Here is a 23,287-nt window from a genome sequence, read left to right as displayed (position 1 = left end):
CCTGTCCCCGTCATTTGACCTTTCCATCCAGCAGGGGCTGCACCAGATTGGCGTAAATCGCCTCTTCCGCCGCTGACCCGGCCAGCCCGACCACCATTTTTCCCGACTGAAGGGTCTCCGCCTGTTTGCGGGTGTAGGCGGTCTGACCGTTCAGCTCGTCCATCGCCCCCTGCAGATATTTGCCCACCACCCCTTCGTGGAACTCAACAGCCCCCATCGACAGATAAGCGGCAATCCCGGTCAGGGCCTTCGGCGTGTATTTGGTGGCGGGATCATCCCGCTTCAGGTCTTTGGTATCCGCCGCCAGCATGATTGCAATGCCGGGGTTATCAACCTCGGCCATCACCATGCCGAAGTTAAGGCGGTACAGGCACTGGGCGGTGACAACGGTGTCGAGATTGGCGCGGCGGAAGGCCGCCGTCTGTTGCAGGGCCTGCTGTTCTTTCACCGTGGTGACAGTCTGTGCCTCGGCCTCAAGGGCGGTGAGGATCGCAGTCTGGTAGGGGCGCTCGCCGCTGAGGCAGGCGGCAAACGACTGTGCCAGCGCCGGATGGGTGCGGAAGGCGTACAGGGCCCGCAGCCCGGCATACGCCTCCTCCTCAGCCTTTGCGGCGGCGGCAGCGCGGTTTTTGACCATCGCTTCAGTCATCGCCGTCATTTCGGCCACCGCAGCGGTCGATCCGGCGGCGATCAGGGTGTTGGCATCGTCATACAGAAAGGCATACAGCGATGCCCACTTGCCGTTGATCCGGTCCGCCCCCACCGGCTTTTCACCGTTGTAATTCAACAGCGGCTGTCTGCCGCGCCGGGTGCTGTCGCGCTGGCTGTCAACCCGCTCCGGGGTGGTGACATCGTCAGCAAACATCAGAAAAGTGTCCGTCTCCACCAACCGGACCGCGCAGGCATCCAGAATGGTGTTGTACTGGCGCACCAGCTCTGCCTGCTTCTGCGGTTCGGGGGCAGCGGCCCGGATCCGGCGGCTGATCTCCGCCGCCAGCGTGCCCTGTGCGGTATCAAAACGACGGGCAGCGGTGGCGGCAAGCGTATCAGACGACACCCGCTCTGTCGCTGCGGCCCGGACCGCCGCAGTGAATGCCTGCACCGCCGGACTGGCAGCAATCCGTTCGCAGGCCGGATGAAGCCCCTGCTGAATATCCTGCGTCTGCTGGCGGGCGGCAACCGCAGCCCGGCCCAGCGCTTCCAGCCGGGCCGTGGCCTGCCGGGCATAGCCGGGCACAAAACTGTCTGCCCCCTGCATTGCCACCGCCATCGGCAGCACCCAGCGCGGATTCATTCCACGGAACGGCAGACCGGTCGCCGCTTCAATCTCCCGGGTGTTCAGTCCCCCCAGCCCCGATGCCCCCATACTCTGGCGCAGCTGGTCACCCCGCCGGTCCGGGGCGGCATCATAGAAGCGTGGCAGCTCCTGCCCCAGCGGATTAAGAAACAGCACAGCCTGCGGGGCCAGACCGGACTCCGTCTTCATATCGCTGGCACAGGCGGCAAACCACGGCAGATACTGCTGCACCACCTGATCCTGATTATAGGCATCCTGCCGGGGGACCGCGGCGTTGATCCTCTCCAGCAACCGGGCCTGAAGGCTGCCGCTGTCATCATCAATGCCCTGCGCATATAGGCGGGCCAGATCTTTACGGCGGGGGTCCGCCTCCGGCAGGGCCGCAACCGCCTTGGCGACGGTGATCATCGCCACCGCGTATTCTTTCAGCCCGTCAAGGCTGCGCAGGCGGTCACAGTAACTGCGGGCATCGGTCGGGCGCTGCCCGGCTGTATTCGGGCCCGCCGTATTTGAACCCGGCACAGTCTGCGCTATGGACGGAGCCGTCAGGACGGGCTGGCTGGCAGAAACCATCAGGGCAGCGGCCAGAATACGGCAGCGGAGCGACATCGCGGGCATCCTTATGCGCAATGGGGCAAAACAGGGAATAGCCCCACTGTCGCCCGATACAGATGCCTTGAGAATCAGCCGGATGGACCATAGACCACAGGTTCAACCCTGCCCCGAAACGCCCTGCGGCCCAAAAACGCCGGGGTTGAGAGTCAGGCGACGGGCCGCAGGAAAGCGGTGATACGGGCCAGCACCCCGGCCTCATCCTCGCGGTGCGGCATATGGCCGTGACCGGGCATAATCACCGCCTCCGCCGGGCCGCTGACCCCGGCGGCAATGGTGCGGGCATGATCGGGGCCACCGTATTCGTCATCAGCCCCGTGGATCACCAGCGCCGGGCAGCGCACATCGGCCAGCAGCGGGCGCAGCGACCAGCCGGCAAAGGCAGGGTCCAGCCAGGTATCGATCCACGCCGACAGCACCCATGCCGCCTGCGGGCCATGATAGCGGGCCAGCCGCTCCACCGCCCCCGGCTCGGAAAACGCGGCTTTCGCGGCAGACACCCCGGTATGGATATGGTCATCGTTAAAGGCCTGCGCGGCGATGCTGACCAGCCCGGTACAGTCGGTGTGGCGGGCGGCGGTGCAGACCGCCATGCCGCCACCGACACTGTGCCCCATGGCAACAAACGGCCCGATCCCCAGCGCGGCCCGCAGCTGCGGCACCACCACTTCGGCCTCTTCCAGAACGAAATCGCCGCTGACCGTGTCAGTCCGCCGGTCAGCCTGCCCGAACCCCAGCCGGTCGTAGGCGATCACCCGCCGCCCGCTGGCCCGGGCCAGCGCCTCCGGCAGGCCACGCCACAGCGTAATCGAGCCCAGCGAGTCATGGAACAGCAGCACCGGTGCCGCACCGGTATCCCCCTCCGGCAGCCACTCCTGCACCGTCACCTCTCCGGCGGCATGGGGCAGTGTCACCGCCACGCGCTGGATACGGGTCCGGCAGGGGGAAAGGGTCGCGGCATCAGTCATGGCGGCATGGTCCGGGTCAGGGGGAAAGGAAAGAGCGGCTGATAACATCATACAGCGGGGCAACTTGACCAGCCCCGTCCCCCCTCTGCCCTGCATCGCAAAAAAATATGGATATGGTCCCGTTGCATCACAGTAAAAGCCGCAGGACCCTGCTATAAACCGCTTTACAGGAGATCATCCAACCAATACACGCATAACGCACTTATCTTGTGGGGCAGGAGATAGCTATGGTTTCAACACCCGTCAAAGCCGCCGGAGCCGCCGTTGCCGTTCTGGGGGCCGCCGCCGCAGGCTGGATCGGTGCCAGCCATGTGATGGCAACCAAGACCGAGGCCGCCTTCCGCGCCTATGCCGCCCGCCCGGGCACCGAAACCGGCATGGAAATCACCAAGCTGGAACACACCACCGGCCTGCTGTCGGCCAAGGGATCGTTTCAGGTTAAGCCGGTACTGACCGGAGCCGCCATCCCGCCGGAAGACCTGCCGGTCGGCGAAGTCACCTACAGCCTGTCTCATCTGCTGCTGCCGGGCTCAGCCGCACGGATCAACTGGTCGGTCAGCCCGACCGGCGAGATTGACAAAAACCTGACCGAAGTGCTGGGCAAGCGCCTGACCCTCAGCGGGGCCGGCAGCGTCGGCTATCAGGGCCAGATCAAGACCGATTACACCCTGCCGGAAATGAAGGTGAACAAAGACGGCGAAAGCGTCACCACCGCCCCCGCCGGCGGTATGGTGGAAACCGACGGCAAAGCCGCCCGCTTCACCTTCACCTTCCCCAGCGCCGAACTGCGCGGCAAGGGAGAGGCCATTGACGTCAAAGGCTTCTCCGTCACCGGCGATTACTCCGATATCGCGCTGGGCCTTGGCACCGGCACCGTGGCGCTGGAGAAGCTGAGCAGCACCGAAGCCCAGGTCGAAGGGCTGAAATACACCGCCGAGGCGCTGCAGAACGGTGACCGGCTGGATATCCGCATCGGCACCCGCCTGAAGAAGGGCGCCGCCAGCGGCCAGACCGTGTCTGATGCCGCACTGGACATCCACATCACCGGCATGGATCTGGCCCCGCTGAAGCGGATGTCGGACCTGATGGAGAAGTCTGACTTCCTGCAGAACATCACCGCCGAGGAAGATGAAGCCTTCCGCAAAGATCTGCGTGGGGTGATCAACAACGGGTTCGGCATCTCCATTCCGGTGCTGACCGGCACCCTGAACAGTGACCAGATCAACGGCACCGTCGCCGGTAAGATGGCGGTGACCATCGGCAAAGCCCCGTCGGCCACCGGGCCGGTCTCGCTGACCACCCTGCTGTCGTCATCGGGCGAGATCAACGTGTCCAGTAAAAATCTGCCGAAGGAACAGGTGCAGATGGCCGTTGCCACCGGATTCGCCGTCGCCACCGCCGACGGTCTGAAGTCGGAATACTCCCTGAAAGACGCCGTGCTGAAGGTCAACAACCTGCCGCTGGCCGCCGAACAGGTGAAAATGGGCCTGCTGACCGCCGATGAAACCCTGAATGCCCTGCTCGACCAGCCGCTGGCCGAAAGCGGGCTGCTGGGGGGCGGCCTGTATGATGACACTGAGGAATATCCGGACGAGGGCGAGCTGGAAGAAGAAACCCCGCCGGAACCCGCCGTGACACCGGTGCCGCCGAAGAAGTAAAGCCAGACCAAGACACAGACCCCGGACAGAGCCACCTCTGTCCGGGGTTTGCCTTTCTGACCGCGTTCTGTCTGACCGCGTTCTGTCTGACCACGTTCTGTCTGGCCGGGCCAGACCTTTACGCCGGGCGAGGCTGCATCCACAGCCGCAGGGCCACCAGCGCCGACAGCGCCACCGCCGCCGCCCCGGCGGCAAACACCGCCGCCAACCCCCGGCTGTCCGCCAGCACCCCGGCCAGCGGGCCGGTGATCCCCAGTGCCAGATCGAGGAAAGCGACATAGGCCCCCATTGCCAGACCGCGCGTCTGCGGCGGGGCCCGGCGCACGGCCTCCACCCCGAAACCGGGGAAGGCCAGCGAATAACCGAACCCGGTCAGCGCCGCCCCCAGACAGGCCATCGCCGCTGTCTCCGCCCCCCAGATCACCAGCATTCCGACGGCTTCGATCAGCACACTGACCAGCGCCACCCGCGCCCCGCCCAGACGGTCCGGCAACGACCCGAACAGCAGACGGGCAAGGATGAACGCCACCCCAAAGGCGGTGAACACCAGCCCGGCATCGCCCCAGCCCCGGGCGGTGAACAGCAGGGCGGCAAAGGCCGAAATCACCCCCAGCCCGATGCTGGACAGCGCCAGCCCCAACCCCGGCACCCACACCGCCCCCAGCACCCGGTAAAACGGGGTCCGCCGGACCGCCGACGGTGCCACCGTCCGCATACCGCCCAGCAACAGCCCGGCAGCCAGCGGCAGCACAACCGTGGCCAGCCCCACCCCGGTCATCCCCCAGCGCGCCGAGACGGCCACCCCCAGCGGGGCCCCCAGCGCGAAGGCGCCATAGATGGCGATACCGTTCCACACCATCACCTTCCCGGCATTCTGCGGGCCGACCAGCCCGACACCCCAGCCCAGCGCGCCGGTGATGATCAGGCTTTCCCCCACCGCCAGCACCACCCGCCCCAGCAGCAGCACCGCCACCGACAGCGCCGGAACACTCACAAACGGCAGGGACAGCACCGTCACCACGCCGGAGGCCGCCGCCGTCACCAGCCCGGCCCACACCGCCCGCCGACTCCCACGCAGATCGGCAAAGGTGCCCGCCCCGGCGCGGGACAGCAGCGCGGCGGCAAACTGCGCCCCCACCACCACACCAATCACCACCGGCCCCATGCCCAGCACCGTCTTCAGGTGCAGCGGCAGCACCGGCAACTGCATGCCGATGGTCAGAAAGGCCAAAAACACAGCCACCGTCAGCGGCAGCAGGGTGGCGAACACCCGGCTGTCGGTGGCAGGAACAGATCCTGTCATCGCAGATATCCTTCAGAGAGTATGCCGGAGCATCCGGCAGTGCATCGGCGGGCCGGTGCCCCCGGCCCGCCGACGTGCTATAAAACCTGATGGTTTCGTCGTGTTTGATCCTGCGCCCGTCGGGGATCTGCGGCAATTCGCATTCCCGCCCTGAAAGGTCCGTCGTCATGACCAACCGCCAGAACCCGCAGATTTCCTCACGCCGGACCCCGAAGCAGGCCCGCTCTGCCGATCTTGTCGCCGCGATCCTCGAGGCTGCGGTTCAGGTTTTGCGCAGCGACGGTGCCACCCGTTTCACCTCTGCCCGGGTGGCGGAGCGGGCCGGGGTCAGCGTTGGGTCGCTGTACCAGTACTTCCCCAACAAGGCGGCGATCCTGTTCCGCCTGCAAAGTGATGAATGGCGGCAGACCGCCGCCCTGCTGCAACAGATTCTGGCCGATGCCACCCTGCCCCCGCCGGACCGGCTGCGGCGGCTGGCCCATACTTTTCTGCAATCGGAATGTGACGAAGCCGCGATCCGCGGTGCCCTCAGTGATGCCGCGCCGCTGTACCGTGACACCCTGGAAGCGCAGGAGGCCCGCGCCGGAACCGCACAGGCAATGCAGGCCTTCATCGCCACCACCCGCCCTGATCTGCCGCTATCACGGCAGGCACTGCTGGCCGAGTTGCTGATCCATACCTTAAGCGGAGTCGGTAAACAGTTTTCCGCCCGGCCCCGCCCGGCGGAGGAGATCACCGCCTATGCCGATATGCTGAGCGGGATGCTGTGCGCCGCCCTGACCGCCCGCCACCCTGATCCCCCAACAGGCTGACAGGCCTTCCCGTTCCGGCGGAAATAGGGTATCTGCCGCTGCTAGCCCCTTTTGCCGGACCACCATCGCATGACCCCGCAGGAAATTCAGTCCCGAGTGCTGTTCAAAGATCGCCTGATTCTGGTGATCAACAAACCTGCCGGGCTGCCGGTCCATGCCGGGCCCGGCGGCGGCCCCAATCTGGAAGACTCCTTCCGCCATCTGTGCTTCGAACATCCCCGCCCCCCGGCGCTGGCCCACCGGCTGGACCGTGACACCTCCGGCTGTCTGATCCTTGGCCGCCACCACAAGGGCCTGAGGCGGATGGGCAAGCTGTTCCAGCAGGGTAAGGTCGGCAAGGTTTACTGGGCGGTCTGCACCGCCGCGCCGGAGCAGGACAGCGGCACCGTCAGCCTGCCCCTGCGCAAGATGACCCCCACCGGGGGCTGGCGTATGGTGGTTGACCCCAAGGAAGGGCAGGAATCAATCACCGATTACCGCGTTATGGGGCGGTCCCGCGATGGGCTGGCGTGGATTGAATGCTACCCCCGCACCGGCCGCACCCACCAGATCCGCGTCCATATGGCCGCCATCGGCGCGCCGCTGCTGGGCGACCCGCTGTATGGTCAGGCCGACCGCCGGGCCATGCATCTGCATTCCCGTTCCGTCACCATTCCGCTGTATGCCGAAAAGCCGCCGATCACCGTCGATGCGCCGCCGCCGTCGCACATGGTGCAGGCCCTGCGCGCCTGCGGCTGGCAGGACTGAGCCCTAAGCCCTGAACAGGCTTGTCCGCCCAGATATACCCTTACGGATGATACTGCTATTTTCTCGTTTTTGGGGTATGGTTTTTCTTATCTGCTGCCGTGCGTCACGCCACGCAACAACAGAGGGGGGATGACAATGCCGACCAAAGCCATTCTGGAAAAAGCCACCCTGCTGGAAAATCTGGGCCCCTTTGTACTGGTCTGGGAATCGTTGAGCGTGGTCTGCCTGCTGGTGCTGGAAGCACTGGGCCTGCCAACACCGCTGAAGACCGCCGGTGTCGTCTCCGCCATTATGGCCCCGGTTGCCATTCTTGCCCTATGGCAGCTGGAACGCACCTTCGTCGCCACCGGCATGGTGACTCTTAACGACCCGGACACCACGCCGGAACCGGCCCCGGCGGAATAAGGCCCGCCGTCAGTAGGTCAGCACATCCGGCCCGGTCCCGTCCGACCAGTCTTCCGGCCACGCCGGGCCGAGCGGCACCTTGCCCAGCCCGCCGGGCCGGTCGAGAATGTAGGTCGGCAGCCCAAGCCCGGACACCCGCCCGCGCAGACGCTTCATCAGGGCCCGCCCTTCTTCCACCGGCAGCCGGAAATGGCTGGTCCCCGATGCCAGATCGGGATGGTGCAGGTAATAGGGCTTGATACGGTTGCGGACCAACGCCCGGAACAGAGCCTCCAGCGCCTCCGGGGTGTCATTCACCCCGCGCAGCAGCACGCTTTGCGACACCAGCGGAATCCCCGCGTCGGCCAGACGGCGCACCGCCGCCACCACCTCCGGCACAAATTCATCGGCATGATTGGCGTGAATCGCCACCCACGGCACCAGACGAGGGGCCGCGGTCAGCGCGGTCACCAGATCACAGGTGATCCGCGCCGGATCATGCACCGGAAGCCGGGTATGCCAGCGCACGATTTCCACCTGCGGCACCGCATCCAGCGCCTCCGTAATCCGGCGGATGCGGCGCGGTGACAGCAGCAGCGGATCACCGCCGGTCAGGATCACTTCCCACACCTTCGGCTGGGCGGCGATATAGGCCAGCGCTGCATCAAGCTGGGCGTCGTTCAGGGCTTCGCTGCCCGGCCCCACCACCTCGCGCCGGAAGCAGAAGCGGCAGTAAGCGGCACAGACATGCACCGGCTTCAGCAGCAGCCGGTCAGGGTAACGGTGAACGATGCCCGGCAACGGGCTTTTGGCGTCATCGCCGATCGGATCCGCCACTTCATCCGGGGTGGTCACCAGTTCCCGCGCGTCGGGGCGGAACTGCCGCACCAGCGGGTCATCCGGCCCGGCCCCGGCCATCAGCGCCTCGAGGAACGGCGTGGTCTTCACGGCATAGCGGCGGGCCACCGCCTCCAGCTCAGGGGCGGTGCCGATCCCGGAAACGGCAGGGGGGACGGTGTCAGTCATCATGCCCCGCCCTCTATCCCGCCCGCCGGGGAAAATCAAGCCCAGACGGAAAAGGACTTTTCGCCCCGATGGCCCTTAGCCCCGCCGCCCCAGCCGCCGATATCCCCGCTGCCCCAGCCAGTACACCGCCTGCGCCAGCACCAGAGAAAACGGCACGATCAGGCCGACGTTATAGCGGGGGATGCTGACCGAGATCAGCGCCTGCGCCCCGACCATCATACCCAGCGGCAGCAGCAGGGCCAGCAGGCCGGTCCGCTGCGGATGGCTCAGACCACGCAGCACCGGCACCAGCAGCAGCAGCGCCGCCAGCCCCAGCAGGCTGCCGACAAACAGACCGCGCCACGCCAGCAGCACCGACACCAGCAGGCTTTTCACCGGGGTATTGAAGAAATGCTCTGACCACAGGAACGCCTTCGCCTCGGCAACGCTGCCCTTGGCCAGCGCCATCCGGTGCAGGACATCGCGACCGTAGATGTAATAGCTGTGATCCCCCCAGGCCAGCTTCTCGGCAATATCCTGCCCGAACAGGGCAATGGCGGCGTTATCACCGAAGTCCGGCAGGTAGAACAGCACCCCGGCGGCCAGTTCCCGCCAGCCCATCGCATTGTAGCCCAGCCGGTCTGACAGCGGCGCCAGCATGTAACCGCCATCAGACAGACCGACAAAATCCATCACCAGATAATTCCGCAGCAGCAGCGGTGCCATCGCCAGCACCCAGCCCAGTGCAAAGGCCCCCCAGCACTGCCCCCAGACCAACGCCCGGCCCCGGTGCAGCACAAGCATACCCGCCAGCACCAGCAACGACCCGACCGGCAGAGCGCTCCACGCCGGTTTCACCAGCGCCATTCCCCCCAGCGCCAGCCCGGCCAGCAGCCATGGCAGCGCCCGGCCACCGGCCCGCACCGCCCGCATCACTGCCAGCAGAAACAGCCCGCTCATCATCATGAAGGCCGGCTCACTCAGCACATCATGGCTGTAGGCCCGCATTTCCTTGAACGACAGCGCAAACGCCAGCGCCAGCGCCGGACGCAGCCAGTCCCCAAACAGCAGCCGCGCCACACTGACCAGACAGATCAGAAACACCGCAATCTCGACGGAATACATCGCCTTCAGAGAGGTCATTCCCCGGTCACAGGGGGCATGGATGCTTTCCCGCACCGCACATTCCAGCGCTGACCGGGTCCGGTCATCCAGCGCGGCGGCCAGCGCCAGCTCCAGCGAGGTGAACACCCCGCCCTGCGGCAGCCCCGGGGCCGGGGCCTGAGCCGGATCATATGCCCAGCCGCCAGTCAGCACACCATGCTGATACAGGTTAAGGCCCGAGGCGATATAGCGCGGGGAATCCGGCTGGATTCCCAGCCCTTTCTGGAAGATGTGTCCGGCCATCACCGCACAGGCGATCAGCACGCACAGCGCCAGCCCCTTCATCCCCTGCATCATGGCAAAGCCCCGCATGACACCCCCCACAAGAACGGCCCTGTCGATCACTGCTTGTTCAGCGGCACCGTCTTACCCCAGATCGCCGCCTGAAGAAACGGCCTATCCTGTCCGTCCCCGCCGCCGGAAAACAGACAGGGCGGAGATCTGCTCTCCGCCCCCTGTGATGATCCTGCTTTCAGGCCCGGCCGCAGACAGAGCGGTCAGTCGCCGCCCCGGTCCGCCAGATAGCGGTTGGCGGCCACCAGAATGTCGCGCTTGCCGACATGGTTGGCGGCACTGATGATGCCTTCCGCCTCCATCTTCTCGACAATACGGGCAGCACGGTTATAGCCGATCTGCAGATGCCGCTGGATAAAGCTGACCGAGACCTTCTGTTCCCGCAGCACCAGCGCCACCGCCTGATCATAGGGGTCGTCATAGCCGCCTTCGCCCATGGCAGTGGCGTCAAACACCCCGCCTGCATCATCATCGGCGTCGGTGTCGTCTTCTTCCTCGGTGATGGTGTGCAGATAATCCGGCTCGCCGCAGAAGTCTTTCAGGTGGCGCACCACCCGCTCGACTTCCGTATCAGAGACAAACGGCCCATGCACACGGGTCACCCGCCCGCCGGAGGCCATATACAGCATGTCGCCCTGCCCCAGAAGCTGCTCGGCCCCCTGTTCACCCAGAATGGTGCGGCTGTCGATCTTGCTGGTGACCTGAAAAGAGATCCGGGTCGGGAAGTTTGCCTTGATGGTGCCGGTGATCACGTCAACGCTGGGGCGCTGGGTCGCCATGATCAGGTGGATCCCCGCCGCCCGCGCCATCTGTGCCAGACGCTGGATCGTGGCCTCAATCTCTTTACCGGCCACCAGCATCAGGTCAGCCATTTCATCGACCACCACCACGATATAGGGCAGTTCGGTCAGGTCGATGATCTGGTCTTCAAAGGTCGGTTCGCCGGTTTCGCGGTCAAAGCCGGTCTGCACCTTGCGGGTCACCTGCTCGCCCCGGGCGGTCAGCTCGGCGGCACGCTCGTTATAGCCCTCGATATTGCGCACCCCCAGCGCCGCCATATTGCGGTAGCGGGTTTCCATTTCCTTCACCGCCCACTTCAGGGCAACCACCGCCTTTTTCGGGTCGGTCACCACCGGAGTCAGCAGGTGCGGGATACCGTCGTAGACGCTGAGCTCCAGCATCTTCGGGTCCACCATGATCAGGCGGCAGCGCTGCGGCGACAGCCGGTACAGCAGCGACAGGATCATGGTGTTGATGCCCACCGATTTGCCTGATCCGGTGGTCCCGGCAATCAGCAGGTGCGGCATCTTGGCCAGATCGACCACCACCGGATCCCCGCCGATATCCTTGCCCAGCACCAGCGGCAGACGTCCGGAATGGTCAGCATAGGCCGGGCTTTCCAGCATCTCGCGCAAATAGACCGTCTCGCGGGTGGCGTTCGGCAGTTCCACCCCGATGGCGGAGCGGCCCGGCACCACGGCAACGCGGGCCGTAACGGCGCTCATCGAGCGGGCAATGTCATCGGACAGGTTGATCACGGTCGAGGATTTGGTGCCCGGCACCGGCTCGAACTCAAACAGGGTGACGACCGGCCCGGCCTTCACTTCCATGATCTCGCCACGGACCTTAAAATTCTTCAGCACGGTTTCCAGCATCCGCGCCTGCCCGGCCAGACCGGCCTCGTCGGAGTCGTCATCCTCCCGCCCCGGGGCAGCCTGCAGCAGGGTCATCGGCGGGGCCGGATACTCTTCAGGCTCAGCGACCGTCTCCGCCGCCGGATCCGTTGCGCCGTCTGCGTCGGTGTCGGCGTCGGCATCGGGCGCACCGTCAGGTCCGCCGCCGATCACCGCGCCGAACTCTTCAGCCGTCACGGTCTCAGCGTCGGGGAACACCGCCCCGAACCCGGCAGAGAAGTCGGGATCTTCGACCGGTTCGCCGGTCAGTTCATCGGTTTCGGCAAAACGGGCAATGGTTTCCGGGTCAAATGCCGGGGCCCCGTCAGCCGCAGCAGCCAGAATATGCTCCGGCAGAATCCGCACCGCGGCGGGCTCTTCCACCGGGGCTTCCGCCTCTCCGACGGTCAGGCCGGGGTCGGTCACCATGCCGGTCTCATCCCCGTAGACCGCCGGATCATAAGCAGCATCATAAGCCGCAGGCTGATATGCCCCGTCGTCATATCCGCCGCTCTCGTCAGGGGCGGCGATGTCCGGAACGCTGTCCGGGAGATCATCCGGGGTACCAGCCGCATCCAGAGCGGCATAGGGGCTGTCATCCACCGCCTCTTCCCCGGCGAACAGGGCAGACAGCACCTGATCGTCAACCGCCGAGGCCGCCTGAGGCGGCTGCGGGTACGGGGACATGCCAGCCTCGGGGGCCATCATACCCTCAGGGGTTTCCCCCTCGGCAGGACCCTCATCAAAAATCACATCCCCGGGGGTTCCCTCAGCCGGGGCGGGGGCAACGTCGTCATCGGCATGGGCCACCGCCCACGCGGCATCGACGGCCTGCGCGGTCAGGGTCTGGGCCGGGGAATCGGACAGCGCCTCTTCCCAGTCACCGGGCTTTTCTTCCCGCACGCGGATCAGGGCTTCCTGCCATTCGACCCCGGCGACAAAGGCAAAGGCGGCCATTGCCGCCAGATGCTCGTCTTCCTGCGCGGTACCATAGGCAACCGTGCCTTCCGGGCGGCCGGGCATGTATTCCACATCCCATTCCCATGCACCGTCGGGCCAGACATGACGGGCAAGGCGATAGGGTTTGGAATTAACCGCACACCACAGATTGAACTCGCCTGCCGTCAGCTTCTCCTTAAGCTCAGAAGGGGTGCCACGACTGGTGAACTGTTCAACGGACATGCGCCCGGTACTCCATTTATCAAGAGGTCACAACAGGATCAGGAATCAGGAAACGCGGCGCAGCCGTCAGGACTGGTTGGTCAGGCGATAGGCGCTGACCAGCAGCTTGACCACCTCGCCCTGATCATCAAACAGCGGCAGGACCAGCCGTTCCCACTTCTGCACCTCGCCGTCAAAATCGGCTTCGTACAGGCGGGCGACAGGGATGCGTTCCCGCACCACACGGTCGTATTCCTGCTTCAGGATATCGGCCTGCTCCTTCGGCAGCGCCGCCACCGACTTGCCGACGGTATCAGCATGGAAGGCGCTGGCAAAGGTGCGGCCATAGTAGGCGTAGACGAAATCATCGCCATCCACCGACACATCCAGCACCACCAGATTATCCAGCCACGGGCGCAGTTCGACGGGCTCCAGATCCTGGGCCATCGGCAGGTGTTCGCCTTCACACAGCTTCAACCAGCGCTGGTAAAGCTCTTTTAACTGTTGATGGCGCAAAATCAGGACGAGACGGCTCATGGTGTCACTTGGCCCCACGGATGTTCTGGTTTGGTTTACACGACCAGTCTGGCATGTTGTTTACGTCAGCCCCACGGTGCCTTCAAGCGGTTCCTCCGGCAACGGGGGAAATTTCATTATCTTTCAGCGTTTCCGCCGCCTGCTCCAGCGCCTCGACCGCCGCCTCGAACGGCAACATTGCCGAGCCGTGGCGCGACCGCACCATCTGGGCGGGCCGCAGGATCTCCAGATCCTCCCACCGCCCGCCGGGGAAGGTGACCTCCTCCCCCTTCAGCATGGCGCGGACCAGATCGCGGATCCGTCGCAATTCAACCACATCGCACCCCACCGCCGCTGTGATGACAATCGCAGACGCCGCCGCCGAAAGGGCGCAGGCGCGGACCGCATAGCCGGTGGCAGTCACCCGCCCGGCGGCATCCAGCACCAGATCAAGGGTGATCTGGCTGCCACACAGCGGGCTGCGGCGTTTTACGGTCACGGTCGGCGCGGGCAGCCGGTGATCTTCCTTCACCGCCGCCCCCAGCGCCTTCATCCGGGTTGAATAGAGGTCAAGCAGGGCGTCATCCATAGCCTTAGCATCCTTTATCACAGCAACTGCGTCCAGCAGACAATCACAGCGGATGGAGATATGGGGCATCTGCAGCCTGGCCGCAAACCCGGTCGCCCCACCCAGCCCCAGCCCCAGCCTCAGCCCACATTATGAAACGGTCAGTTGACAGCATACAGATCCCGATGCATACGCTTTCGGTGGGGAAAAAAATACCCATCCGCCAGCCGCCGGATGGGATGGGGAAGTCAATCATCGATGCAAACGCTTATAAAACCGGCCACCGCCGGGCTGCACACCCGCAGCATGATCACCAGACTGCTTGGTGTTATCGCCGCAGCAATCCTGTTCATCTTCTCTGCCTTCGCGGTCTACATGGACCTGCATCAGCGGCAGGTGATCCGCGACGATCTGGAAAGCAGCCTGTCTCTGCTGGGGCAAAGCACCAGCGACAGCATCCACAACTGGCTGGAAGCCCGCAGCACCCTGATCACGGCACTGGCAGACATGGCAACGACCGATCCGGCGCCGGATCGGGTCCTGCCGCTGCTGAAGAGTCAGGCCTTCACCGGGGCCTTTGAGAATGCCTTCGTCGGCACCGCCGACGGCACCTTCACCATGTGGCCGCTGGCCAAACTGCCGGATGGCTTCGACGCCCGCACCCGCCCCTGGTACGTCAGGGTCAAGGACAGCGGGACGATGGTTCTGATCCCGCCATTCATGAACGTCGCCACCAAACAGCTGACCATGACCATCTCCGCGCCGGTAAAGCCCGGCGGGACATTCAACGGGGTCGCCGCCGGCAACTTTAATGTCAAAACCCTGTCAGCGATGATTGATGCGATCAGGCTCGGCGGACTGGGGCACGCCTTCATCACGGATGCACAGGGTACCGTGCTGATTCATCCGGATCCCGGCATGGTGACCAAAACCCTGAAAGATCTGTTTCCCGGCGAAACCCCGGCCATCGGCCCCGGCCTGCAAAGCGTCAGCGGTCCCGCGGGCGGCTCTCTGGTGGTCTTCACCCCAATCCGGGTTCCCGGTGCGGAATGGTCGCTGGCTCTGGTCGCAGACCGCGACCGTGCCTTCGCAGGTTTACAGGCATTCCGTGTTTCTGCCCTGATCGCCGGGGTTGCCGCCGCCCTGATCCTTCTTCTGCTGCTGCATCAGGGCCTGCACCGCATTGTTGCCCGCCCGCTGGCCTCCATGACCGCCGCCATGCGCCAGCTTGCTGACGGTCATACCGGGGTTGCCATCCCCGGCGAAGGACGACAGGACGAAATCGGGGCCATGGCGGCAGCCGTGGTGATCTTCCGTGATAACGCCCTGCAGCGGGAACGGCTGGAGCAGGAACAGGAGAACGCCCGCAAAGCCCAGCAGGAACGGGCTGACCGGGTCGAGCAGGCGATTACAGACTTTGATGCCCGCATTTCCTCTGGCCTCGGCAGGGTCGCTGCCTCAGCCCTGAAAATGGAAGAGACGGCCCGCACCCTGACCGCAACGGCAGAACAGTCGGCGCAGGATGCCACCGCCGCCGCCGCCGCGACGGAAGAAGCATCGGTGAACGTGCAGGGCGTTGCCCAGTCCACCGAACTGCTGGCCACCAGCATCGCCAGCATTTCTGACAGGGCGCAGCAGTCACGCGATGTCGCGGAACAGGCCATGTCAGTCACAGAAAAGACGGATCTCACCGTTCAGTCTCTGGTCGAGGCAACCGAACGGATCAGTCAGATCGTCGGCCTGATCAACGATATTGCCAATCAGACCAACCTGCTGGCCCTGAATGCCACGATTGAATCCGCCCGCGCCGGAGAAGCCGGAAAAGGCTTCGCCGTTGTCGCCAACGAGGTCAAAAGTCTGGCAACCCAGACCGGCCGGGCCACGGACGAGATAGGCCGCCAGATCGGCGAGATCCAGCGGGTCTCGGCGGAAGTGGTCGAGGCAATCCGCAGCATCGGAAGCGTGATCGGCACCATCAACGGCCTGTCCGGTGATATTGCCGGGGCGGTGGACGATCAGGGGCAGTCCACCCGCGAAATCGCGCAGAACGTCGCCGAAGCGGCCAAGGGCACGCAGGAAGTCTCCCGCAGCGTCATCGGTGTGACCGATGGATCCCGGCAGACCGGGGAGAGCGCGGAGCAGGTGCTGTCTGCCGCCGCCGATCTGGCCCGGCAGGCTGATACCCTGAAACAGGATGTTGACCGTTTCTTCGGGCACATCCGCAGCCTGTAACATCTGATGGGGATCCATCCGGTCGGGGTTCACCCGGCAGGCCCCCTGACCGGCATCGCATAAAGGGGGCCTGTCTCCGCGGCCCCCTTTATGCCCTTACCCTTTCAGCAGGGCCTTGACCGCCGGGGACAGCACCGCCGTCCCCCGTTCGGCATAGGTTTCGTGGTTCTTTTCGATCTCGGCCAGACGGTAAAGGTAATTGACCATCATCCCCGCCGACTGGGCCATGCCCTTGGCCGAGGTATCGCCCAGCCAGTTCAGCCGTTCGATCCGTGCCCCGTTGGTCAGGTGGAAATGCGCCACCGGGTCCAGCGCCGTCGGCGCCGCCCCCTTGCGCCCGGCCCGCTTTTCCTGCGCCAGATACCGGGCGGTCAGCCGCAGGATCACCGGCTGGAGCATATCGGCCTGACCGGCATCATGCCACCAGCGCACCCCGCCGATGGTGGCCGACAGCGGGGCCACATCCAGCAGCGGTTTCAGGGCCTTCGCCTCTGCCGGGGTCAGCAGGGCCGGGCCACCGGCCTTTTCCGCCTGCTCCTGCTGGGCCAGCCAGCTGAGGAACCCCGGCACCGGGGACAGGGTGGCAAAAGTCTTCAGACCGGGGAATTCCCCCAGCAGCACCTCGACCACCTTCTTGATCAGGAAATTGCCGAAGCTGATCCCGGCCAGCCCCTGCTGGGCGTTGGAGATGGAGTAGAAAATCGCCGTCGTCGCTTTCGCCGGATCCCCCAGCGGGGCCGAGACATCCAGCAGATCCTGAATATTGCCCGCCATTTCCGGCAGCAACGCCACCTGCACGAAAATCAACGGCTCATCGGGCATGCGCGGATGGAAAAAGGCAAACAGGCGACGGTCAGAATCAAGACGGTTCTTCAGGTCATCCCAGCTGCGGATGGCATGCACCGCCTCGTAAGCCATCAGTTTTTCCAGAATCGAGGCCGGGCTGTCCCAGGTGATCCGCCGCAGCTCCAGAAAGCCGACGTCAAACCACCGGGTCAGCAGATTGCGCAGATCGGTTTCCAGCCCCTTCAGCTCCGGGTGCTGGCGGGACAGGGCCATCAGCTCCGCCCGCATATCGACCAGAAACTTCACCCCATTGGGCAGGGCGTTAAACTGGGTCAGCAGCCGCAGGCGCGGCGCTTCCAGCGCCGTGCGCAGGGCCTCTTCCGACGCCGGGCGCTTTTCCGCCGGGGCCTTGGTCAGCGCCTCGACCGCCGCATCCACCGCCGCGCGGTCAACATCGAAATCAGCGGCCATCACGGTCAGAAACCGCCGCCGCCCTTCAGGATCCAGCCGCAGATAGGCCTTGCCCAGCGCTGCGGCCCGCGCCCGCGCCGACACCTCCCCCCCCTTGGCCTCAAGGCAGGCGTTCATCTGTTCCCGCACCCGCCCCAGATCATCGGCGGGCAGAGCGGGCTGAATATTCTCCACCAGATCCGGGGCACGGCTGGACACCAGTTCGTGCCACAGTGAACTCAGCCGATCAAACAGGCCGGGGGCGACATATTCGTTCATCGCAGAGTCCTTTCTCTTATGGCAGATCGGTTGACAGGTCAGTTCGCTGGCCGCATTTCCCTATAATCATAAGGCGTTTTTAGGGCAGACGGCACTCCCTTCCGTCAGGAAAATCACCCCGCCGTTACCGCAGAGCCCCCAGAATGTCCGGCAGGGCTTCGGCCAGATCCTCGGCAATCAGGCCGGGGCCGAGGCGGCGCCCGGCTTCGGCATGCAGCCATGCCCCGGCGGCGGCGGCGGCAAAACCGCCCATCCCCTGCGCCAGCAGGCCGCCGATCACCCCGGCCAGCACATCACCCGACCCCGCCGTCGCCAGATCCGGCCCGGCATTGGCGGTGATGCAGGCCGTGCCGTCGGGGGCGGCGACCACGGTATCCGCCCCTTTCAGCAGCACCACCGCCCCGCTATGCCGGGCCGCCTTCCGGGCCCGGTGCAGGCGCGGGCCGTCAGCCGCAAACAGCCGCAGGAATTCCCCTTCATGCGGGGTCAGCACCACCTGACCGCTGGCGGCCGCGATGGCAGAAAACAGAGTCTCGGCATCCCCGGCGAAACTGGTCAGGGCATCGGCATCCAGCACGCAGTGCCGTCCGGCGGCCAATGCCGCCAGCACCCGCCGCCGCAGCTTTTTCCCCACCCCGCCGCCGGGGCCGAGGACATAAACGGTTTTGCGCAGATCATCGAGCAGCGCACGGAAGCTGCCACGCCCGGCCAGCGGGGCCACCAGCGTTCCCGGTGCATCGGCGGCATAGACCGCCGCCGTCTCCTCCGGGGCTGCCACCGTCACCAGTCCGGCCCCGCTGCGGCGGGCTGCCCGCGCCACCAGCCGGGCCGCCCCGGTCATCTCTGCCCCGCCCAGCACCACCAGATGGCCCCGGGCGTATTTGTGATCCTGCCAGCCGGGCTGCGGCAGGGCCCACAGCGCCGGGCCGTTCAGGAAGGTCTGCGGGGCAATGTCGCCCAGCACACGGTCGGCAATGCCGATATCCGCCACCACCAGCGCCCCCCGCGCCTGCCGCCCCGGATACAGGTAATGTCCCGGCTTGGCGCGGAAAAAGGTGACGGTCGCCACGCACTGCGGGGCAACCCCCAGAATGGCCCCGCTGTCACCCTGCACCCCGCTGGGCACATCAACGGCAATACACGGCAGGCCAAGGGCGTTAACGCGGTCAATCACCGCTGCCGCCACCCCATCCACCGGGCGGCTGAGCCCGGCCCCGAACAGGGCATCAATCACCAGCACCGCCCGGTCGAGCAGGGCCGGATCCAGCGGTTCCACCGCACCGCCCCAGCGCCCGGCCATCACCGCCGCATCCCCGCGCAGGGCCGCCCGGTCCCCCGACAGCGCCAGCCGGACCGGATAGCCGCGCCCGGCCAGCAGCCGCGCCGCCACAAACCCGTCACCGCCGTTATTGCCCGGCCCGCACAGCACCACCACCGGCCCGCGCTGCCCCGGGCAGCCACCGGGCAGATGGCGGAGCCAGCGCAAGGCTTCCTGCGCCACGGCCCATCCTGCGGCCTCCATCAGGGCAAGCCCCGGCAGCCCCCCGGCTATGGTCCGGCGATCGGCGTCATACATCTGATCAACGGTCAGCACCGCCGCCAGCGCTGCGGACGAAGATAAAGTCGGCATCGGAAAAACCCCCTGTGCTCTGGCTGCCGGTGGAAAACACCGGCAGGAGTTCACGCAAACACGGGCACGGCTGATCGCCCTCTTCCCTTCCGGCCAGCCGCTTTCTATAACAAAAGCATAAGCCATACGGAAAAACAGGAGACTTTTCCGTGACGGTTAACCGGCGGCGGTCCCGCCCCGGTGACTCCCCCTGTTGTCTCCCGATGCGGCGGCTGCTGTCCCATGAACGTTCTCGTCCTCGGTGCCGGGGTGGTCGGCACCACCAGCGCCTACTTCCTCGCCCGCGCCGGTCACACCGTCACCGTCATCGACCGCCAGCCCGGCGTGGCGCTGGAAACAAGCTTCGCCAACGGCGGCCAGATCTCTCCCAGTCACGCCATCCCGTGGGCCAACCCGGAAACCGTTCCGCAGGCCCTGCGCTGGCTGGGCCGCGACGATGCGCCGCTGGTGTTCCGCCCGTTCCGCTATGATCCGGCCCTGTGGCTGTGGCTGCTGCGCTTTCTGCGTAACTGCACGCCGGGGCGCACCGCCGTCAATATCGAGCGCACGGTGCGCATCGCCCTGCACAGCCGCGACGTGCTGCGGGCCCTGCGCGCCGACACCGGCATACAGTACGATGCCCTGTCAAAAGGCATTCTGCACGTTTTCCGTAACCAGCAGGCCTTTGACGAACATTGCAAGGGGGCCGAGGTGATGTCCCGCGCCGGTCTGCCGCAGACCGTTATTCCCCGTGTTGACCTGCCAAAAATCGAACCGGCCCTGAGCGCCGTCTCCGGGGCGCTGGTCGGCGGGCTGCTGGCGACTGAGGATGAAAGCGGCGACGTCCACAAGTTCACCCGTGGTATCGCCACGCTGGCCGCAGGGCTGGGGGTCACCTTCCGCTTCGGCGAAACCGTCCACGGCCTTGACCGTGACGGCGACCGCATCAGCGCGGTGGTCACGGACAAAGCCCGGCACACGGCGGATGCGGTGGTGCTGGCCCTGGGCAGCTTCAGCCCCGGTCTGGCCCGCACGCTGGGGTTCCGGCTGCCGATCTATCCGGCCAAGGGGTATTCGATCACCCTGCAACTGGCCGGGCCGGAGCAGGCCGACGCCCCCGGCGCGCCGGTGGTCTCCGTCACCGATGATGAACGTAAGATCGTCAGTTCCCGCCTTGGGGACCGCCTGCGGGTGGCCGGCACCGCCGAACTGGCGGGGTGGGACCCCACTCTGCGCCCGGCCCGCGCCGACCTGATCCGCCGCCACGCCGCCGACCTGTTTCCGCTGGCCGGGGATTATGCCACCGCCACCCCGTGGTGCGGCCTGCGCCCGAAAACCCCGGATTCCGTGCCTTACATCGGGGCCAGCCCGGTGAAAAACCTGTGGCTGAACACCGGCCACGGCACTCTGGGCTGGACCATGGCCGCCGGATCCGGCCAGATTCTCGCCGATCTGATCAGCGGCAGATCCCCCGCGATTGATGTCAGCGGCTACCGTTTCGACCGGTGACAGAGGCGTCCCCCTTCCCCCCTCGCGAGGCATCACGGCCCTTGACCATCATCCTGATCCGACACGGCAGGCCGGATATCCGGACAGACCTGCGCCTTACCGCATCAGAATGGGCAGACTGGGTAGAGCACTATGACCGCACCGGTCTGGACCCTGCCCTGCCCCCTCCTGCCGAGACCATCGCCGTGATCAGGGACTGCCGGCAGTTTGTCTGTAGTTCACTGGCGCGGTCCAGAGAGTCAGCCACCACCCTTGGCGTGACGCCTGACCTCTGCGATGCCACCTTCCGGGAGCTGGACATGCCACGCCCCGGCTGGCGCACCCCGAAACTGCCACTCACCTTCTGGCTGATCCTGCTGCGGGTGTTGTGGCTGCTGGGGTTCTCAGCCCGCTGCGAGTCCGTCAGCGACGGCAGAACAAGGGCCCGGGCCTGTGCCGAACGGCTGACCGCGATGGCAGCCACCCATGGCACGGTTGCCTTTATCGGCCATGGCGCCCTGATCTGGCTGATCGCCAGACATCTGAAAGCCACGGGATGGACCGGCCCCAGGCAGGCCCCCCGTCAGCACTGGGGCTTTGGCATTTACCGCCGCCCTTAAGCGTCGTCATCCGTCGGGTGATACCCCTGCTGCTCCATCACCGCCAGAAAGGCCTGCACCACCTGCGGATCAAACTGCAGCCCGGAGCCGTTGCGGATATAGGCCAGTGCCTGCCCCGGCGGCCACGGGTCTTTGTACGGGCGGCGGCTGACCAGCGCGTCGTAAACATCCACCACCGCGACAATCCGCGCCGACAGCGGGATTTCCTCGCCCTTCAGACCGCGCGGATAACCCTTGCCATCCCAGCGTTCATGATGGCCGGAGGCAATTTCCGCCCCCAGCGACAGATAGGATGACCCCTCGACCAGACTCGCCGCCCGTTCCAGCAGGGCGCCCCCGGCGGTGGCATGATCCTTCATCACCGCCCATTCCTCTTCGGTCAGCTTGCCCGGCTTCTGAAGAATGCTGTCCGGGGTCGAGACCTTGCCGACATCGTGCAGAATGCTGGCCAGACCGATCTGCTCAAGGAACAGATCGTCAATCACGTCGCAGCAGCGGCCCTGCGCCCGCAGCTGGCGGGCGGTGCGGTTGGTCATATCCTCCACCCGCAGCACATGGTCGCCGGTGTCGGTATCCTTGTATTCCGCCAGATCGGCCAGCGCCAGCACGGTGGCCTCATGCGCCCGGCGCAGCTGGTCATACAGCCACAGATTATCAAACCCGGCCGAAACCTTGGCACAGAACACTTCCAGCAGCTGCTCATCCATCGGCGTCAGCTGCCGCCCGGTCTTCAGATAGGCCACCGCCTCGCGGTTGTTGGGGGTGCGGATGTACAGGGCCACCACATCCTGCCGGTAACTGGATGCCTTGGCCTCCAGCACCCGGTGCAGTTCCTCCATCAGGTGTTCGCGGTCCGGCACCGTCAGGGTGCGGTCAGCCTCCTCACCGCCCTCAAACTCACCCGACCCGGCCAGCACGAACAGTCCGTCCTCTTCCCCCACCGCATGGGGGCTGCCTGCCCGGGCCCACTGCACACACAGAATGCCGCTGACATCAGTGCCCAGCAGGGTGGAAAGCTGCGTCAGCACCCCGGAGGCAAAGGACCGCATCGACCGCACCTGAAACAGCGACGCCGAGGCATCAATGATCCGCTGCAGGCCCTGCCGGTTCATTTCCAGCGCCATAATGTCCTCATAGGACCGCAGGCTGGAGATCACCGCCGTGAACAGCTTCTGGGCGGTCAGCTCGGTTTTGGCCTTATAGTCGTTGATGTCATAGTTGATGATGACATCCCGCTCCGGGGCCTGCCCCGGCTGGCCGGTCCGCAGAATAATGCGCACCCGGGTATTGACGATCTCCTCGCGGATGTGACGGACCAGCCGCAGACCGGCATCCTCGCTTTCCATCACCACATCCAGCAGGATGCAGGCAATATCCTGATGGGCGGCCAGAACCTGCTGGGCTTCGGCGGCGCTGTAGGCCGACAGCATCACCACGCCGCGCCCGCGGTAGGTGATATCAGCCATCACCATCGCGGTCATGGCGTGGACCTCCGGCTCGTCATCGACGACCAGAATTTTCCAGCCGGGCTCTGCCCCGCCAGCCTCCGGGCCAGCCGCTGCCCGTGACGCCGACACCGACGGCGGGGCGGCATCGGCCCCGTCTTCGTCGGCAAACAGGAAATCGTCGTCCATCGCCACGTTGCTCCTTAAAACCCTGTT

18 protein-coding genes are annotated in these 23,287 nt (G+C 65.6%); 7 read left to right on the top strand and 11 right to left on the bottom strand.

Going from position 1 to position 23,287, the window contains the following annotated elements; genetic code table 11:
* Positions 1 to 10 precede the first annotated feature (10 nt).
* Both G365_RS0104995 and G365_RS0104990 read right to left on the bottom strand, forming a co-directional pair.
* Positions 11 to 1,906 (bottom strand): hypothetical protein, encoded by a 1,896-nt coding sequence (locus G365_RS0104995; RefSeq protein ID WP_019644409.1) that lies wholly within the window; start codon positions 1,904 to 1,906, stop codon positions 11 to 13.
* A 152-nt stretch (positions 1,907 to 2,058) separates the two neighbouring features.
* Positions 2,059 to 2,877, bottom strand: a complete 819-nt coding sequence (locus tag G365_RS0104990) for an alpha/beta fold hydrolase (protein ID WP_019644408.1) — start codon at positions 2,875 to 2,877, stop codon at positions 2,059 to 2,061.
* Between the two features lie 227 nt (positions 2,878 to 3,104).
* On the opposite strand from G365_RS0104990, the gene G365_RS0104985 reads away from it, so the two are divergent.
* Positions 3,105 to 4,535, top strand: coding sequence for a DUF945 family protein (locus G365_RS0104985; protein ID WP_019644407.1), 1,431 nt, complete (start codon positions 3,105 to 3,107; stop codon positions 4,533 to 4,535).
* Positions 4,536 to 4,653: 118 nt separating this feature from the next.
* Here G365_RS0104985 and G365_RS0104980 read toward each other — a convergent pair whose 3' ends face one another.
* Complete coding sequence (locus tag G365_RS0104980; protein ID WP_019644406.1) at positions 4,654 to 5,838, bottom strand: arabinose transporter; 1,185 nt, start codon at positions 5,836 to 5,838, stop codon at positions 4,654 to 4,656.
* Positions 5,839 to 6,005: 167 nt separating this feature from the next.
* Between G365_RS0104980 and G365_RS0104975 the strand changes: the two genes are divergently transcribed.
* The 3 genes from G365_RS0104975 (at position 6,006) to G365_RS0104965 (ending at position 7,802) form a co-directional block, all read left to right on the top strand.
* Positions 6,006 to 6,650, top strand: coding sequence for a TetR family transcriptional regulator (locus G365_RS0104975; RefSeq protein WP_019644405.1), 645 nt, complete (start codon positions 6,006 to 6,008; stop codon positions 6,648 to 6,650).
* Positions 6,651 to 6,719: 69 nt separating this feature from the next.
* Positions 6,720 to 7,397, top strand: coding sequence for an RluA family pseudouridine synthase (locus tag G365_RS0104970; protein WP_019644404.1), 678 nt, complete (start codon positions 6,720 to 6,722; stop codon positions 7,395 to 7,397).
* 135 nt (positions 7,398 to 7,532) lie between these two features.
* Positions 7,533 to 7,802: a hypothetical protein gene (locus G365_RS0104965; RefSeq protein ID WP_019644403.1), complete on the top strand. Its 270-nt coding sequence runs from the start codon at positions 7,533 to 7,535 to the stop codon at positions 7,800 to 7,802.
* A gap of 9 nt (positions 7,803 to 7,811) precedes the next feature.
* Here G365_RS0104965 and G365_RS20400 read toward each other — a convergent pair whose 3' ends face one another.
* From G365_RS20400 to G365_RS20390, 5 genes are all read right to left on the bottom strand, one after another.
* Positions 7,812 to 8,810: a lysine-2,3-aminomutase-like protein gene (locus G365_RS20400; RefSeq protein ID WP_019644402.1), complete on the bottom strand. Its 999-nt coding sequence runs from the start codon at positions 8,808 to 8,810 to the stop codon at positions 7,812 to 7,814.
* Positions 8,811 to 8,882: 72 nt separating this feature from the next.
* Positions 8,883 to 10,262, bottom strand: a complete 1,380-nt coding sequence (locus G365_RS0104955) for a hypothetical protein (RefSeq protein ID WP_019644401.1) — start codon at positions 10,260 to 10,262, stop codon at positions 8,883 to 8,885.
* Positions 10,263 to 10,447: 185 nt separating this feature from the next.
* Positions 10,448 to 13,099 carry a DNA translocase FtsK gene (locus G365_RS23415; RefSeq protein WP_019644400.1) on the bottom strand — a complete coding sequence of 884 codons (2,652 nt, stop codon included), beginning with the start codon at positions 13,097 to 13,099 and terminating at the stop codon, positions 10,448 to 10,450.
* A 66-nt stretch (positions 13,100 to 13,165) separates the two neighbouring features.
* A complete protein-coding gene (locus G365_RS0104945) occupies positions 13,166 to 13,615 on the bottom strand; it encodes a PAS domain-containing protein (protein ID WP_019644399.1) in 450 nt (149 codons plus the stop codon).
* 82 nt (positions 13,616 to 13,697) lie between these two features.
* Positions 13,698 to 14,183, bottom strand: a complete 486-nt coding sequence (locus G365_RS20390) for an iron-sulfur cluster assembly scaffold protein (RefSeq protein WP_019644398.1) — start codon at positions 14,181 to 14,183, stop codon at positions 13,698 to 13,700.
* A 237-nt stretch (positions 14,184 to 14,420) separates the two neighbouring features.
* Here G365_RS20390 and G365_RS0104935 point away from each other — a divergent pair, with 237 nt between their 5' ends.
* Positions 14,421 to 16,394, top strand: coding sequence for a methyl-accepting chemotaxis protein (locus G365_RS0104935; protein ID WP_019644397.1), 1,974 nt, complete (start codon positions 14,421 to 14,423; stop codon positions 16,392 to 16,394).
* Positions 16,395 to 16,490: 96 nt separating this feature from the next.
* On the opposite strand, the gene G365_RS0104930 is transcribed toward G365_RS0104935, so the two are convergent.
* Together G365_RS0104930 and G365_RS0104925 are read right to left on the bottom strand one after the other, a co-directional pair.
* The gene (locus G365_RS0104930) at positions 16,491 to 17,909 is read right to left on the bottom strand and encodes a malonyl-CoA decarboxylase (protein WP_019644396.1); all 1,419 of its coding nucleotides are present in this window, start codon (positions 17,907 to 17,909) and stop codon (positions 16,491 to 16,493) included.
* A gap of 124 nt (positions 17,910 to 18,033) precedes the next feature.
* Positions 18,034 to 19,539, bottom strand: coding sequence for a bifunctional ADP-dependent NAD(P)H-hydrate dehydratase/NAD(P)H-hydrate epimerase (locus G365_RS0104925; protein ID WP_019644395.1), 1,506 nt, complete (start codon positions 19,537 to 19,539; stop codon positions 18,034 to 18,036).
* 180 nt (positions 19,540 to 19,719) lie between these two features.
* Here G365_RS0104925 and G365_RS0104920 point away from each other — a divergent pair, with 180 nt between their 5' ends.
* Together G365_RS0104920 and G365_RS0104915 are read left to right on the top strand one after the other, a co-directional pair.
* Positions 19,720 to 21,027, top strand: coding sequence for a D-amino acid dehydrogenase (locus G365_RS0104920; RefSeq protein WP_281163879.1), 1,308 nt, complete (start codon positions 19,720 to 19,722; stop codon positions 21,025 to 21,027).
* A 41-nt stretch (positions 21,028 to 21,068) separates the two neighbouring features.
* The gene (locus G365_RS0104915; protein WP_019644393.1) at positions 21,069 to 21,626 is read left to right on the top strand and encodes a histidine phosphatase family protein; all 558 of its coding nucleotides are present in this window, start codon (positions 21,069 to 21,071) and stop codon (positions 21,624 to 21,626) included.
* Here G365_RS0104915 and G365_RS0104910 read toward each other — a convergent pair.
* Positions 21,623 to 23,260, bottom strand: a complete 1,638-nt coding sequence (locus tag G365_RS0104910) for a DUF3369 domain-containing protein (protein WP_019644392.1) — start codon at positions 23,258 to 23,260, stop codon at positions 21,623 to 21,625. The two genes, G365_RS0104915 and G365_RS0104910, sit on opposite strands and share 4 nt — an antisense overlap.
* Between the last annotated feature and the right edge of the window lie 27 nt (positions 23,261 to 23,287).

Source organism: Novispirillum itersonii subsp. itersonii ATCC 12639 (assembly GCF_000381985.1).
In the GTDB taxonomy this organism is placed as follows: Bacteria; Pseudomonadota; Alphaproteobacteria; order Rhodospirillales; family Rhodospirillaceae; genus Novispirillum; species Novispirillum itersonii.
Note: the sequence above shows the minus strand (reverse complement) of the source record. Positions and strands in the feature narration are given on the sequence as shown.

Coding starts and splice junctions, on each gene's coding strand:
- G365_RS0104970 (WP_019644404.1), top strand. CDS start 6,720: ATGACCCCGCAGGAAATTCAGTCCCGAGTGCTGTTCAAAGATCGCCTG.
- G365_RS0104985 (WP_019644407.1), top strand. CDS start 3,105: ATGGTTTCAACACCCGTCAAAGCCGCCGGAGCCGCCGTTGCCGTTCTG.
- G365_RS0104975 (WP_019644405.1), top strand. CDS start 6,006: ATGACCAACCGCCAGAACCCGCAGATTTCCTCACGCCGGACCCCGAAG.
- G365_RS0104990 (WP_019644408.1), bottom strand. CDS start 2,877: ATGACTGATGCCGCGACCCTTTCCCCCTGCCGGACCCGTATCCAGCGC.
- G365_RS20400 (WP_019644402.1), bottom strand. CDS start 8,810: ATGATGACTGACACCGTCCCCCCTGCCGTTTCCGGGATCGGCACCGCC.
- G365_RS0104930 (WP_019644396.1), bottom strand. CDS start 17,909: ATGAACGAATATGTCGCCCCCGGCCTGTTTGATCGGCTGAGTTCACTG.
- G365_RS0104945 (WP_019644399.1), bottom strand. CDS start 13,615: ATGAGCCGTCTCGTCCTGATTTTGCGCCATCAACAGTTAAAAGAGCTT.
- G365_RS0104935 (WP_019644397.1), top strand. CDS start 14,421: ATGCAAACGCTTATAAAACCGGCCACCGCCGGGCTGCACACCCGCAGC.
- G365_RS0104965 (WP_019644403.1), top strand. CDS start 7,533: ATGCCGACCAAAGCCATTCTGGAAAAAGCCACCCTGCTGGAAAATCTG.
- G365_RS0104925 (WP_019644395.1), bottom strand. CDS start 19,539: ATGCCGACTTTATCTTCGTCCGCAGCGCTGGCGGCGGTGCTGACCGTT.
- G365_RS0104955 (WP_019644401.1), bottom strand. CDS start 10,262: ATGCGGGGCTTTGCCATGATGCAGGGGATGAAGGGGCTGGCGCTGTGC.
- G365_RS0104910 (WP_019644392.1), bottom strand. CDS start 23,260: ATGGACGACGATTTCCTGTTTGCCGACGAAGACGGGGCCGATGCCGCC.
- G365_RS0104995 (WP_019644409.1), bottom strand. CDS start 1,906: ATGTCGCTCCGCTGCCGTATTCTGGCCGCTGCCCTGATGGTTTCTGCC.
- G365_RS23415 (WP_019644400.1), bottom strand. CDS start 13,099: ATGTCCGTTGAACAGTTCACCAGTCGTGGCACCCCTTCTGAGCTTAAG.
- G365_RS0104980 (WP_019644406.1), bottom strand. CDS start 5,838: ATGACAGGATCTGTTCCTGCCACCGACAGCCGGGTGTTCGCCACCCTG.
- G365_RS20390 (WP_019644398.1), bottom strand. CDS start 14,183: ATGGATGACGCCCTGCTTGACCTCTATTCAACCCGGATGAAGGCGCTG.